Origin of the sequence: Pantoea sp. B270 (assembly GCF_018726825.1) — a bacterium.
Taxonomy (GTDB): Bacteria; Pseudomonadota; Gammaproteobacteria; order Enterobacterales; family Enterobacteriaceae; genus Pantoea; species Pantoea dispersa.
Map to the genome: position 1 here is coordinate 578,773 of NZ_JAHCSX010000001.1, position 13,248 is coordinate 592,020.

General features: G+C 56.9%; 11 protein-coding genes. 7 read left to right on the forward strand and 4 right to left on the reverse strand.

Going from position 1 to position 13,248, the window contains the following annotated elements; translation table 11 throughout:
- Positions 1-64: 64 nt before the first annotated feature.
- The 6 genes from rlmKL (at position 65) to rmf (ending at position 8,008) form a co-directional block, all read left to right on the forward strand.
- Entirely contained in the window at positions 65-2,182 is a 2,118-nt protein-coding gene (gene rlmKL / locus KOL70_RS02780) for a bifunctional 23S rRNA (guanine(2069)-N(7))-methyltransferase RlmK/23S rRNA (guanine(2445)-N(2))-methyltransferase RlmL (protein WP_127833888.1), read from the forward strand.
- Between the two features lie 5 nt (positions 2,183-2,187).
- Positions 2,188-4,095 (forward strand): ABC transporter ATP-binding protein, encoded by a 1,908-nt coding sequence (locus KOL70_RS02785; protein WP_215480182.1) that lies wholly within the window; start codon positions 2,188-2,190, stop codon positions 4,093-4,095.
- A 16-nt stretch (positions 4,096-4,111) separates the two neighbouring features.
- Complete coding sequence (pqiA, locus tag KOL70_RS02790) at positions 4,112-5,395, forward strand: membrane integrity-associated transporter subunit PqiA (RefSeq protein WP_215480183.1); 1,284 nt, start codon at positions 4,112-4,114, stop codon at positions 5,393-5,395.
- Entirely contained in the window at positions 5,367-7,010 is a 1,644-nt protein-coding gene (pqiB, locus tag KOL70_RS02795) for an intermembrane transport protein PqiB (RefSeq protein ID WP_021508311.1), read from the forward strand. The genes pqiA and pqiB overlap by 29 nt, the downstream gene beginning before the upstream one ends.
- On the forward strand, positions 7,007-7,573 hold the full coding sequence (pqiC, locus tag KOL70_RS02800; RefSeq protein WP_021508310.1) for a membrane integrity-associated transporter subunit PqiC: 567 nt from the start codon (positions 7,007-7,009) through the stop codon (positions 7,571-7,573). The genes pqiB and pqiC overlap by 4 nt, the downstream gene beginning before the upstream one ends.
- 267 nt (positions 7,574-7,840) lie before the next feature.
- Positions 7,841-8,008, forward strand: coding sequence for a ribosome modulation factor (gene rmf / locus KOL70_RS02805; protein ID WP_013508548.1), 168 nt, complete (start codon positions 7,841-7,843; stop codon positions 8,006-8,008).
- Between the two features lie 65 nt (positions 8,009-8,073).
- Here rmf and fabA read toward each other — a convergent pair whose 3' ends face one another.
- A complete protein-coding gene (gene fabA / locus KOL70_RS02810; protein WP_010616565.1) occupies positions 8,074-8,592 on the reverse strand; it encodes a bifunctional 3-hydroxydecanoyl-ACP dehydratase/trans-2-decenoyl-ACP isomerase in 519 nt (172 codons plus the stop codon).
- A 67-nt stretch (positions 8,593-8,659) separates the two neighbouring features.
- Positions 8,660-10,522: a Lon protease family protein gene (locus KOL70_RS02815; protein WP_215480184.1), complete on the reverse strand. Its 1,863-nt coding sequence runs from the start codon at positions 10,520-10,522 to the stop codon at positions 8,660-8,662.
- A gap of 53 nt (positions 10,523-10,575) precedes the next feature.
- On the opposite strand from KOL70_RS02815, the gene matP reads away from it, so the two are divergent.
- On the forward strand, positions 10,576-11,043 hold the full coding sequence (matP, locus tag KOL70_RS02820) for a macrodomain Ter protein MatP (protein ID WP_021508308.1): 468 nt from the start codon (positions 10,576-10,578) through the stop codon (positions 11,041-11,043).
- A 69-nt stretch (positions 11,044-11,112) separates the two neighbouring features.
- Here the strand turns inward: matP and ompA are convergent, their stop codons facing one another.
- Positions 11,113-12,186: a porin OmpA gene (gene ompA, locus KOL70_RS02825; RefSeq protein ID WP_215480185.1), complete on the reverse strand. Its 1,074-nt coding sequence runs from the start codon at positions 12,184-12,186 to the stop codon at positions 11,113-11,115.
- Between the two features lie 348 nt (positions 12,187-12,534).
- A complete protein-coding gene (gene sulA / locus KOL70_RS02830) occupies positions 12,535-13,026 on the reverse strand; it encodes an SOS-induced cell division inhibitor SulA (protein WP_031279848.1) in 492 nt (163 codons plus the stop codon).
- Positions 13,027-13,248: the final 222 nt, after the last annotated feature.

Genomic DNA, 13,248 nt, shown 5'->3' on the forward strand with positions numbered 1-13,248 from the left:
TTATGACATAGGACGCTGATTCGCTATAATGCGCAACAATTTTAGCAAGAGTAAAAGTGACGATATGAATTCTCTGTTTGCCAGTACGGCGCGTGGGCTCGAAGAGCTGTTGAAAACTGAGCTGGACGCGCTGGGTGCGCAGGATTTGCAGGTGGTGCAGGGCGGCGTCCACTTCCGAGCCGACGACCGCGTAATGTACCAAAGCCTGCTGTGGAGCCGTCTGGCTTCACGTATTTTGCTGCCGCTGGGAGAATTCGGCGTCTGGAGCGATCTCGATCTCTACGTCGGCGCGCAAAGCATCCCGTGGAGCGAGCTGTTTGACAGCAACACCACGTTCGCCATCCACTTCAGCGGCACCAATGAGGTGATTCGCAACAGCCAGTTTGGTGCGCTGCGCATCAAAGATGCGATTGTCGATAGCTTTACCCGGCAGAATCTGGAGCGTCCGAGTGTCGATCGCGAGCAGCCGGGCATCCGCATCAACGCGTGGCTGAACAAAGATCGCGTTAGCATCGCGCTGGATCTGAGCGGCACTGCACTGCACCAGCGCGGCTATCGTCAGCAAACCGGCCAGGCACCGCTGAAAGAGAACCTGGCGGCGGCGATTGTGATGCGCTCCGGCTGGCAGAACGGCACGCCGCTGGTCGATCCGATGTGCGGCTCCGGTACGCTGCTGATTGAAGCGGCGCTGATCGCCTGCGATCGTGCGCCAGGCCTGCTGCGTTCGCACTGGGGCTTCAGCCGCTGGAAACGCCACAACAATGCACTGTGGCAGGAAGTGCGCAGCGACGCGCTGCAGCGTGCGCGCGCTGGCACGGCCGCCACCACGTCACGCTTCTTTGGCTATGATAATGATGGTCGCGTGCTGGAATGGGCACGTGCCAACGCGCGCCGCGCCGGCGTGTTTGATCTGTTCACCTTTGCGCAGCAGGATATGCTGCAGCTGAAAAATCCGCTGGCGGGCGAAGCGATGCGCGGTACGGTGCTGAGTAACCCGCCGTACGGTGAGCGTCTGGAGAGCGAGCCGGCGCTGATTGCGCTGCACAGCCAGCTGGGCCGCATCATGAAACAGCAGTTTGGCGGCTGGAATTTGTCGCTGTTCAGCGCCTCACCAGAGCTGCTCAGCTGCCTGCAGCTGCGCGCCGATCGCCAGTTTAAAGCGAAAAACGGTCCGCTGGAGTGCGTTCAGAAGAACTACCAGCTGGCGGAGAACAGCGCCGAAGGCGGCGCACAGATTGCCGAAGACTTTGCTAACCGCCTGCGTAAGAACAGCAAAAAACTGGACAAGTGGGCGCGCCAGTCGAATATTGACTGCTACCGCCTGTATGACGCCGATCTGCCGGAGTATAACGTGGCGGTCGATCGCTACGCCGACTGGGTGGTGGTTCAGGAGTACGCGCCGCCGAAAACCGTGGATGCGACCAAAGCGCGCCAGCGCCTGTTTGACGTGATCGGTGCCACGCTGAGCGTACTGGAGATACCGGCCAATCGCCTGGTGCTGAAAACCCGCGAACGGCAGAAGGGCAAAAACCAGTACCAGAAGCTGAGCGAGAAGGGCGAATTCTTTGAAGTGCAGGAGTTTAACGCGCGGCTGCTGGTGAACCTGACGGATTATCTCGATACCGGCCTGTTCCTCGACCACCGTATCGCGCGCCAGATGCTGGGCCAGATGAGCCAGGGGAAAGATTTCCTTAACCTGTTCTCCTATACCGGTAGCGCCAGCGTGCATGCCGGGCTGGGCGGCGCCAAATCCACCACCACGGTCGATATGTCGCGCACCTATCTGGAGTGGGCCGAACGTAACCTGCGCCTGAACGGATTAACCGGGCGCCAGCATCGCCTGATGCAGGCGGACTGCCTGAGCTGGCTGCGCGAAAGCGATGAGCAGTTCGATCTAATCTTTATCGATCCGCCGACCTTCTCCAACTCCAAACGCATGGAAGATGACTTCGATGTGCAGCGCGACCACCTGATGCTGCTGCAGAACCTGAAGCGCATGCTGCGTCGCGGCGGCACCATTATGTTCTCCAATAACAAGCGCGGCTTCAAAATGGATCTGGACGGCTTGCAGCGTCTGGGTCTGCAGGCGCAGGAAATTACGCAAAAAACGCTGTCGCAGGACTTTGCGCGCAACCGTCAAATTCACAACTGCTGGCTGGTAAGCCACGCCGGTAAGGAATAAGTTTTATGTCACTGATCAGTATCCATGGCGCTTACCTGTCGTTCAGCGATGCGCCGCTGTTGGATAACACCGAACTGCATATCGAAGAGGGCGAGCGCGTCTGTCTGGTTGGGCGCAACGGCGCCGGTAAATCGACGCTGATGAAAATCATCAACGGCGAACAGCCGCTGGATGACGGCCGCATTATTTATGAGCAGGATTTGGTGGTCGCGCGGCTGCAACAGGATCCGCCACGCAATATCACCGGTTCGGTGTACGACTTCGTCGCCGAGGGCGTGGCCGAACAGGCTGAGCACCTCAAGGCCTACCACGCCATATCGCATTTAGTGATGGAAGATCCGAGCGAGAAAAACCTCAACGAAATGGGGCGACTGCAGACGATTCTCGACCATCACAACCTGTGGCAGCTCGACAGCCGCATCAACGATGTGCTGCAGCAAATCGGGCTGCAGCCGGACACTGAGCTGTCGTCACTCTCCGGTGGCTGGCTGCGTAAAGCCGCGCTGGGCCGAGCGCTGGTCAGCAACCCGCGCGTGCTGATGCTCGACGAACCGACTAACCACCTCGATATTGAAACCATCGACTGGCTGGAAAGCTTCCTGAAAACCTTCAACGGCAGCATCGTGTTTATTTCGCACGACCGCTCGTTTATCCGCAATATGGCGACGCGCATCGTCGACCTCGATCGCGGCAAGCTGGTGTCGTGGCCGGGCGATTACGATCAGTTCCTGCTCGGCAAAGAGGAAGCGCTGCGCGTTGAAGAGATGCAAAACGCCGAATTCGACCGCAAGCTGGCGCAGGAAGAAGTGTGGATTCGCCAGGGCATCAAAGCGCGTCGCACCCGTAACGAAGGCCGCGTGCGCGCGCTGAAAGCGCTGCGTCGTGAACGCTCCGAACGGCGTGACGTGATGGGCAAAGCCAATATGCAGGTCGGTGAAGCGGCGCGTTCCGGCAAAATCGTCTTTGAGCTGGAAAACGTGGATTACGGCGTTGACGGCAAAACGCTGGTGAAGGATTTCTCTACCCAGGTGCAGCGCGGCGACAAAATCGCCCTGATTGGCCCGAACGGCTGCGGTAAAACCACGCTGCTGCGCCTGATGCTCGGCCAGCTGAAGGCAGATGCCGGTCGCGTGCACTGCGGCACCAAACTGGAAATCGCCTACTTCGATCAGCACCGCGCGGAGCTCGATCCGGATAAAACCGTGATGGACAACCTGGCGGAAGGCAAACAGGAAGTGATGGTCAACGGCAAGCCGCGTCACGTGCTCGGCTATCTGCAGGACTTCCTGTTCCACCCGAAACGCGCCATGACGCCGGTGCGTGCGCTGTCCGGCGGCGAGCGTAACCGCCTGCTGCTGGCGCGTCTGTTCCTCAAGCCCAGCAACCTGCTGATCCTTGACGAACCGACCAACGACCTTGACGTCGAAACGCTCGAGCTGCTGGAAGAGCTGGTGGATGGCTATCAGGGCACCGTACTGCTGGTGAGCCACGATCGTCAGTTTGTGGATAACACCGTGACCGAATGCTGGATCTTTGAAGGCAACTGCGAGATCGGTACCTTCTTCGGTGGCTACCATGATGCGCAGCAGCAGCGCGCCGCCTACAAACAGACCAAAGCCGCACCGGTCAAAAGCGCAGTGGCTAAACCGGCAGAAAAAGCCGACGCCCCCAAACGCAGCGCAGGCAAGCTAAGCTATAACCTGACGCGTGAACTGGAACAGCTGCCGCAAAAGCTTGAGCAGCTGGAGACGCGTATCGGTGAGCTGCAGGCGCAGATGAGTCATCCGGACTTCTTCAGCCAGCCGCACGACAAAACGCAGCCGGTGCTGGATGCGCTGGCGCAGGCGGAGCAGGAGCTGGAAACCACCTTTGAACGGTGGGAAGAGCTGGAAGCGCTGAAAAACGGCGCATAACGCAGAGGGAGTCAGCATGTGTGCCACGCATCAGACGCAGCACTGGATGCTCTGTCCGCAGTGTGATTTAACCGTAAAACTGCCCGCCGTACCGGTGGGCAGCCGTGCGCGCTGTCCGCGCTGTCACACCACGCTGGTGGCTAACTGGCACGAACCGCGTAAACGTCCCACCGGCTATGCGCTGGCGGCGCTGTTTACGCTGTTGCTGGCCAATCTGTTTCCGTTTATCAGCATGCATGTGGCCGGTCTCAGCAGCCAGATCTCGCTGATGGCCATTCCGCAGGTGATGGATCGCGAGGATTATCGCAGCCTCGCCACGCTGTTCCTGCTGTTTGTGCAGGGCATTCCGGCTTTCTGCATGATCGCCATTCTGCTGCTGGTCAATCCGGTGCGCCTGCCGCACAGCCTGCGACTCGGGCTGGCACGCATTCTGTTTCAATTGCGCAGCTGGGGTATGGCCGAAATTTTCATGGCCGGCGTGCTGGTCAGCTTCGTCAAACTGATGGCCTACGGTGAAATTGGCCTTGGCAGCAGCTTCTGGCCGTGGTGCCTGTTTTGTCTGCTGCAGCTGCGTGCGTTTCAGTGCGTCGATCGCCGCTGGGTCTGGCAGCGCATCGATCCGCTGCCGCCGCTGGCGCAAACGCCGCAGGCGGGCATCAGCGGACTGAAGCAGGGGTTGCGCAGCTGTCCGTGCTGCACCGCGATTCTGCCGGCCGCGCAGAAGACCTGTCCGCGCTGCGGCGTGAGCGCTGCGCCGCGCAGGCAGCACAGCCTGCAGTGGACGCTGGCGCTGCTGATCACCTCGGTGATGCTGTATATCCCGTCGAATATTATGCCGATCATGGTGACCGAAACGCTCGGCTCGCAGTATCCGTCCAACATTATGGCCGGCGTCATTTTGCTGTGGAGCGATGGCTCCTGGCCGGTCGCGCTGGTGATTTTTATCGCCAGTATTATGGTGCCTTCGCTGAAGATGGTGGCGATTGGCTGGCTGTGCTGGCACGCCAGCGGCCGCGGCCGGCGCGACAGCGAGAAGATGCACCTGATTTATGAGGTGGTGGAGTTTGTTGGCCGCTGGTCAATGATTGATGTGTTTGTGATCGCTGTGCTTTCTGCGCTGGTGCGCATGGGCCAGCTGATGAGTGTTTACCCTGCGCCAGGCGCGCTATTGTTTGCGCTGGTGGTGATCCTGACTATGTTCGCTGCCATGACGTTTGATCCGCGCCTGATTTGGGATCGCCTACAGGAAACTGAACGTAAGGAGCCGCGTCTTGACGGACAACCAACACGGCATTGCTAACGTCGACCAGATTAAACGCTGGTCGCCGGTGTGGATCGTACCTATCGTCACGCTGTTAATCGGCGGATGGATTCTGTTTTATCACTTCAGCCATCAGGGACCGCAGGTCACGCTGATCACCGAAAACGCCGAAGGCATTGTTGCCGGTAAAACCACCATTAAAAGCCGCAGCGTCGACGTGGGCACCGTCGAAAGCGCGGTGCTGACGGACGATCTGCACCATGTGGAGATCACCGCGCGCCTGAATGCCGGCATGGAAAAACTGCTGCATAAAGACAGCGTGTTTTGGGTGGTGAAGCCGCAGATTGGCCGGGAAGGGGTGACGGGCCTCGGTACGCTGCTCTCCGGCGCCTACATTGAACTGCAGCCGGGCGCCAAAGGGGATAAGCCAGAGCACTATCAGCTGCTCGATGCGCCGCCGCTGGCACCGCCGGATGCCAAAGGTATTCGCGTCATCCTTGACAGCAAAAAAGCCGGCCAGCTTAATCCGGGCGATCCGGTGCTGTTCCGCGGCTATCGCGTCGGCACGGTGGAAACCAGCACCTTTGATACCGACAAGCGCATGATGACCTATCAGCTGTTCATCGCCGCGCCTTACGATCGGCTGATTACCACCAACGTGCGCTTCTGGAAAGACAGCGGTATTGCGGTGGATATGTCCGCTTCCGGTATGCGCGTCGAAATGGGCTCGCTGACGACCCTGTTTAGCGGTGGTGTGAGCTTTGACGTGCCGGACGGCTGGGAACTCGGCGAGCTGGCCAAAAACCAGGACGATTACCATCTGTATGATGACCAGCGCAGCATTCAGGATTCGCTGTACACCAAACACACTGATTTCCTGATGTTCTTCAGCGACTCGATTCGTGGTCTGCAGGTTGGTGCGCCAGTCGAGTTCCGCGGCATTCGTCTCGGTACCGTGGCTCAGGTGCCTTACATGATCCCGGGCGTGAATCAGGCGCTGAACACCGATTACCGCGTGCCGGTACTGATCCGCATCGAGCCGGACCGCTTTATCAGCCGTCTGGGGGGCGACTTCAATCTTGAACAGCATCTGCAGGATGGTAAGAAACGCGGCCTGCGCGCCACGCTGAAAACCGGCAACCTGCTGTCCGGTGCGCTGTTTGTCGATCTCGACTTCTATGACAATGCACCGGCTTACAAAGGACCGAACGAAGTGGCGGGGCTGGAAGTGATTCCGACCGTGAGCGGCGGCCTGAGCCAGATTCAGCAGAAACTGATGGCGGCGCTGGATAAGATCAACGCGCTGCCGCTCAACCCGATGATCAACCAGGCCACCGGCACGCTGAAAGAGAGCCAGCGCACCCTGCAGCAGCTGCAGAAAACGCTGGATAACCTCAATCAGATCACCGCCAACCCGGCGATGAAAACGCTGCCGGCCGATATGCAGCAAACCCTGCGCGAGCTTAATCGCAGCATGAAGGGGCTGCAGCCGGGATCGCCAGCCTATAACAAACTGGTGGGCGATATGCAGCGCCTTGACCAGGTGCTGCGCGAATTGCAGCCGGTGCTGAAAACGCTCAACAGTAAGAGCAACGCGCTGGTATTTGAAGCCAAACCGGGTCAGGATCCGCAGCCAAAGAGGGCGAAACAGTGAAAAAAGGGCTGATTATCGGTGCTGTGCTGCTGCTGGCGGGCTGTAGCAGCACCATCGACACCACTTATTACCAGCTGCCTGCGGGCAGCAATATGGCGCGCGTCAGCAGTGACGCCTCCGCCAGCCAGCCGATGATTTGGGTTGAACAGGTGAGCGTGCCGGATTATCTCGCCGGCAACGGGTTGGTTTATCAAACCAGCGACGTGAAGTACGTGATTGCCGCCAATAATCTGTGGGCCAGTCCGCTCGACCAGCAGCTGCAGCAGACACTGGTGAGTAACCTCGGCCAGGCGTTGCCCGGCCGGCTGGTGGCCAGTCAGCCGCTGGGTGACACGCACGATACGCTCAGCGTGCACGTCACCGGCTTCCACGGCCGTTATGATGGCAAGGTGGTCGTAAGCGGTGAATGGCTGTTACAACATCAAGGCCGGCTTATCAAACATGGCTTTAATCTGACGCTGCCGCAGACCGAAGATGGCTACGATGCGCTGGTGCGCACGCTGGCGCTCGGCTGGCAGCAAACGGCACAGCAAATCGCTAACAGCGTGGTGACGCTAAATTAGGATTTGTTCGATGCTTATGCTAAGTCCCTGATTTGCCGTTATGTGACGGCGCGCAAATCAGGGACTTTTTTATTGCGGAATCAGCCAGATATGGCGGCGGCACTGAGGGATTTGTGTCGATTTCACGGCAAATTGATGACATTGGCGTGAATTTTGCGCATTGACCTTTCACCCACCACAGGTTAGAACATTACTGTGGTTGAACATTAATTCACCACTCTTTCTTTCCACCAGATTCCACCAGACCTGAAATGAGGGAAACGAGGTATGAAGAGACAGAAGAGAGACCGCCTGGAACGAGCACATTCACGAGGCTATCAGGCAGGCATTACCGGCCGCTCAAAAGAGATATGCCCTTATCAAATGATCGATGCCCGGTCTCACTGGTTGGGAGGTTGGCGACAAGCCATGGAGGACAGGTCGGCGGTGGCTTAGGCACCGTCGGATGTCTGTAAACAGGAAAAAAACCTCCGCTGCGTGCGGAGGTTTTTGTTGGCGGGTCAGAACGCTGAAGTGTCTTTAAACAGGCCCACTTTCAGGTCAGTCGCGGTGTAAATCAGGTTACCGTCGACGAACACTTCGCCATCGGCCACGCCCATCACCAGCTTGCGGTTGATGACGCGTTTGAAGTGAATTTTGTAAGTAACCAGCTTCGCCGTCGGCAGAACCTGGCCGGTGAATTTCACTTCACCCACACCCAGCGCACGGCCTTTACCTTCCGCACCCAGCCAGCCGAGATAGAAGCCAACCAGCTGCCACATGGCATCCAGACCCAGACAGCCTGGCATCACCGGATCGCCTTTAAAGTGGCAATCAAAGAACCACAGGTCAGGGCGGATATCCAGTTCGGCTTCCACATAACCTTTATCAAATTTGCCGCCGTCTTCGGTCATTTTGACCACGCGGTCCATCATCAACATGTTGTCAGACGGAAGCGGTGGGCCATTCTCGCCAAACAGTTCGCCGCGACCAGAGGCAATCAGGTCTTCTTTGCTATAGGATTCGCGTTTATCTACCATGTTCTCAATATGCCTTCTTTTAGTGAAGCCCGAATATTAGCGAACAGTTGTACGCTGGGCAATGTAATCAGCTGTGGTTGAACCAGTTGAGCCAGCGTAATGGCCAGGGCCGCGGTCGGTTTTCCTGCTGATTGAGCTGAGTAATGCGCTCCTGAATGGTGCTCAGCAGCGAGTCGCCGCTTTCGCTCTGCCAGGCAATACCGGTTAACAGCGGCAGCGCTTCGTCAACGCGCTCAATCGCCCAGATATGGAACTGGCCCTGCTGCACCGCTTCTACCACGTCGTCGCTGAGGCTGAGATGGCGCACGTTGCTGGCAGGCAGAATCACGCCCTGTTTGCCGGTCAGCTCACGCGACTGGCAGATGTGGAAGAAGCCTTCGATTTTCTCATTCAGACCACCCACCGGCTGCACGTTACCAAACTGGTCCACCGAACCGGTAACGGCAATCTGCTGGTTCAGCGGCTGGTTTGCCAGCGCGCTGATCAGTACACACAGCTCGGCCAGCGAGGCGCTGTCACCATCGACTTCGGAGTAAGACTGCTCAAACACCAGCGATGCCGAGAAGGGCAGCTGCTGTTCCAGCTCCAGCTCCGAAATCAGATATGCCTGCATGATCATCATGCCTTTGGCGTGGATGTTGCCGCCAAGCTCCGCTTTGCGCTCCACGTCGGTAAATTCGCCATCGCCCGGGTGCACAACACAGGTGATGCGTGATGGCTCGCCCCACGGACGTGGATGACCAGGGAATTCAATCACCGACAGGCCGTTGATCTGACCGACCACTTCGCCTTCTGTTTCGATCATGATCTGATTTAACAGGATCTCATCGCGCATCCGGTCGGCAAGGAAACTCTCGCGCCACTGGCGTGCTTCCAGCGCCTCTTTCAGCGCCTCGCCATTCAGCGTCTCACCGTGCAGCGCGGCTTCCTGCAACTGACGACGCAGCCAGCGCGGGCACAGCGGCAGCGTGTCCTGATCGCCGGTCAGACGCACCGCTTCCTGGATCAGCAGCGGCCAGAAATCAGCTTCGGGTGGCGTCAGGCCGGCCAGCTCCGCCTGGCATAGCGTCCAGCGGCACCAGTTGGCCATGTCATCCTCATCGACCAGCTGGAGATTCTCTTCGAACTCGCTGTAGAGCGCCATTTCGTGCACTTCAACGTCCAGTTCCTGGAAGCTGGCCAGCGCCTCGCGATCGCCACATAAAATCAGACGCAGCTGCAGCGGCAGTGGGGGAATGGTCACCGGCAGGGGACGGCGCTCGTCCGGTGAGTACCAGTCGAAGCGGCCCAGTTCGATCACTTTGCGCAGGCGTAGCCACAGCAGCGGCTGCGCCAGCAGGGTATTGATCGACAGGATCAGCGTGCCACCGTTAGCCTGATGCAGCAGACCGGGCTCCAGCTGTACGCGATCTTTATACTGACGCACGCAGCCAAACAGCTGTTCGGACTCAATCCAGTCGGCATAATGCACGCCGCCGGTGCTGGTGAAGGGACGGCTGGCGTCGACTGGCGGTTGCAGGCTGACGTTGTCGCCCATCACATGGTAATCACCGCCGTACAGCGCGTCCTCGTCAGGCTGAAAGCGCTGCGCCGCCTCGGCAATCCACGCCAGATAATCACTGTTTTCCTGGCTGCGTAACAGCAGCAACGGAAAGCCCAGCGTTTGATGATGTAAATGCGCCAGCGCATTCAGCAGACGCGGCTGAACCGCGGCAAGCGTATCGCTATCTTCCAGAGAGACGGTTGAGAAAAGTGATTGGTAGCGTGAGCTATCCGGCTGCAGGGCTTGCCACGTAAGTTGAGTGCTGGTCAAAATATTCGCATTAGTCTGGTTCAGGAAAAGCGCGATTATACAGGATTCAACCCGGTTAAGCACGGCGCACCTCCGGCCTGAACTGTGATGGCCGCAACATGTTTTTCCTTGCTGCATCCGGGAAAAAAGCTGTTATTCTTAGTTTGTTACGTGATCACGATGAGATTCCGATGAAATACCAGCAACTCGAAAATCTTGAAAGTGGATGGAAGTGGAAATACCTGGTGAAAAAGCATCGGGAAGGTGAGCTGATCACCCGGCATATTGAGCTGAGCGCTGCGCAGGCGGCGGTAGAGACGTTGCTGGCGATGGAGAATAACCCGGTTGAGGTCGGTGACTGGATCGCAAAGCATATCCATCCGGAGCTGGAAAACCGTCTGAAACAGACCATACGCGCGCGGCGCAAACGTCATTTCAACGCAGAGCATCAGCACACGCGGAAAAAATCGATCGATCTGGAGTATCTGGTGTGGCAGCGTCTGGCCGGTCTGGCGCAGCGTCGTAACAGCACCCTGTCAGAGACCATTGTTCAGCTAATCGAAGATGCAGAACGCAAAGAGAAGTATGCCAGTCAGATGTCGACGCTGAAGCAGGATCTGCAGGCGATTCTGGGTAAAGGCGGCGCGGATAACGAATAGCAAAAAATTGCGTGTGATAAAAAGCCAAAAAAAACCCCGCCGAAGCGGGGTTTTTTATTGCGCGATAACTTAAGCCTGTGGCTGAGTTACAACGTCTTTGATACCTTTCACGTCGATTTCTACGCGACGGTCTGGCGCCAGGCAGTCGATCAGGGCATTGCGGCCTTTCACGCTGTCACAGGTGTTGCCAGTAACTGGGTTAGATTCACCCATGCCACGTGCAGAGATCTTGTTAGCCGGGATACCTTTAGATACCAGGTAGTCGACAACAGACTGAGCACGTTTCTCAGACAGTTTCTGGTTGTACTGGTCTGAACCGATGCGGTCGGTGAAGCCCAGAACCACAACAGAACCGTCTTTCGGATCCATTGAGCTCAGCTGGCTGTAAAGCTGATCCAGAGCCTGCTGGCCTTCTGGCTTCAGGGTAGATTTGTTGAAGGTGAACAGCACGTCAGACTTCAGAGTGAAACGTTTGGTTTCAACAACCGGAGCCGGAGCTGGCGCTGGAGCAACAACTGGTGCAGCAGCTTCGTCCTGACCGAAACGGTAAGAAACGCCGACGCTCAGCATGCTGTTGTCTGGACGCGCACCAACGGTACCTGCGTCACCGATGTTGTTAACCCACTGGTAGTCCAGGCGAGTCGCCCAGTTTTTGGTCAGTGCGTATTCAACACCAACAGCAGCCAGCGGAGAAACGCCGGTGTCGTGGTTGCTGATGCGAGTGCCGTCAGCTACGTTAGCCTGAGTTGAGTCTGCACGCCAAACCATGCCACCCAGACGGGTGTACACGTCCAGATCGTCAGCAATTGGGTAGCTCAGTTTAGCTGCCAGCTGTACGCCCTGTGCTTTGAATGCGCCGTTAACTTCGTTGCCTTTGTTCGGCATACGGCCCAGCCAGTCGTAGCCCAGCTCGAAGCCCAGGTATGGGTTAGCCTGGTAGCCCAGGAAAGCACCTGCGCCCAGCTGAGATTCGTGAGTTGGACCGTCGTTGTTTGCGTAACCGTTACCGTAGTAACCAGTATCGTGATACTGAGACCAGCCCAGTTTAGCACCGGTGTACCAGGTGTCATCTTTAGGAGCGGCCTGCGCTACGGTAGCGAAGCCAGCCAGTGCCACTGCAATTGCGATAGCTGTCTTTTTCATTTTGCGCCTCGTTATCATCCAAATAGGCAATGAGCAAAAAGGTTGCTCTTGGTTGTAATCCTTCGCCGGGTCTAAACGCTCGCTTATGACTCTACCGAAAAAACGGAGGTTATTGAGCACCCTGGCGAGGTAAAGTCTACAACGAGATTGGAAACTTACAAGTATGATGTGACGTCAGCGGATAAAAAAACAGGGATTTATACACACATTTTAACAAATGACATGGCAAAATTTTCGCTACCAGAAAAGAAAAATGCGGCTAAGCCATTGTCATAGCTGGCGGGAAAAGAATCAGTGGCTTAGCCGCAACTTTGTGAAAAAATAGCGTGAGAAAAATCTTAGTTTTACTTAATGAAACAAATCAGAGGGAATTTTTGCGCTGTTTGGCTGTCTGGACAGAGCAAGATCCCGCCCCTGAGGACGCATAATCAATCCCAACGCTTCGCCTTCGGCGGCTGCCTGCTCAAGTTCCAGGCGCTCTTCATTGCTCAATTCATAAGGAATCCAGGCGAGTACCACGCTGTAGTTGCCGGTGCGCAACGCTTTCACCATGCTCTCAACCGTGCTTAAACGCTCGGATTCCGTAATATGCATACTCTTTTCCAGCGGTAATCCTGACTGCTGCATCCAGCTGCGGTTCAGTTTGTGCGCTGGCGTCAGCCACAGCTGCCAGCGTGACTGAGTGCTCAGCTGCTTGAGGACCGGCAGTAACAGCAGCGGCATGATGCCGGGCTGCTCGCTATAACGCAGTTCAGTAATACCACCCAGAGAAGGTTGCGTTAAGCCCGTCGCAGCGAAACGGTGAGCACGATCAGCAGGGCCAGAGTATTGAGTACGCATATTTTAATCACTCAGTAATGAACTGTATGAATATACAGTAATGAGTTCCTGGATAAAGATCAACCTCAATTTCTGAAAATGCCTCGCAAATTCCGCACAAGATCGGCGCGTTGCCGCTTTTATTCATTGAACAGCTAAATCGTTTTTTCTATCTTCTAACCAGATGAATCTCTGAGCTTTTTATAGGAAATTTCCCGCGCAAGGAATGAGGAAAAGGGGACG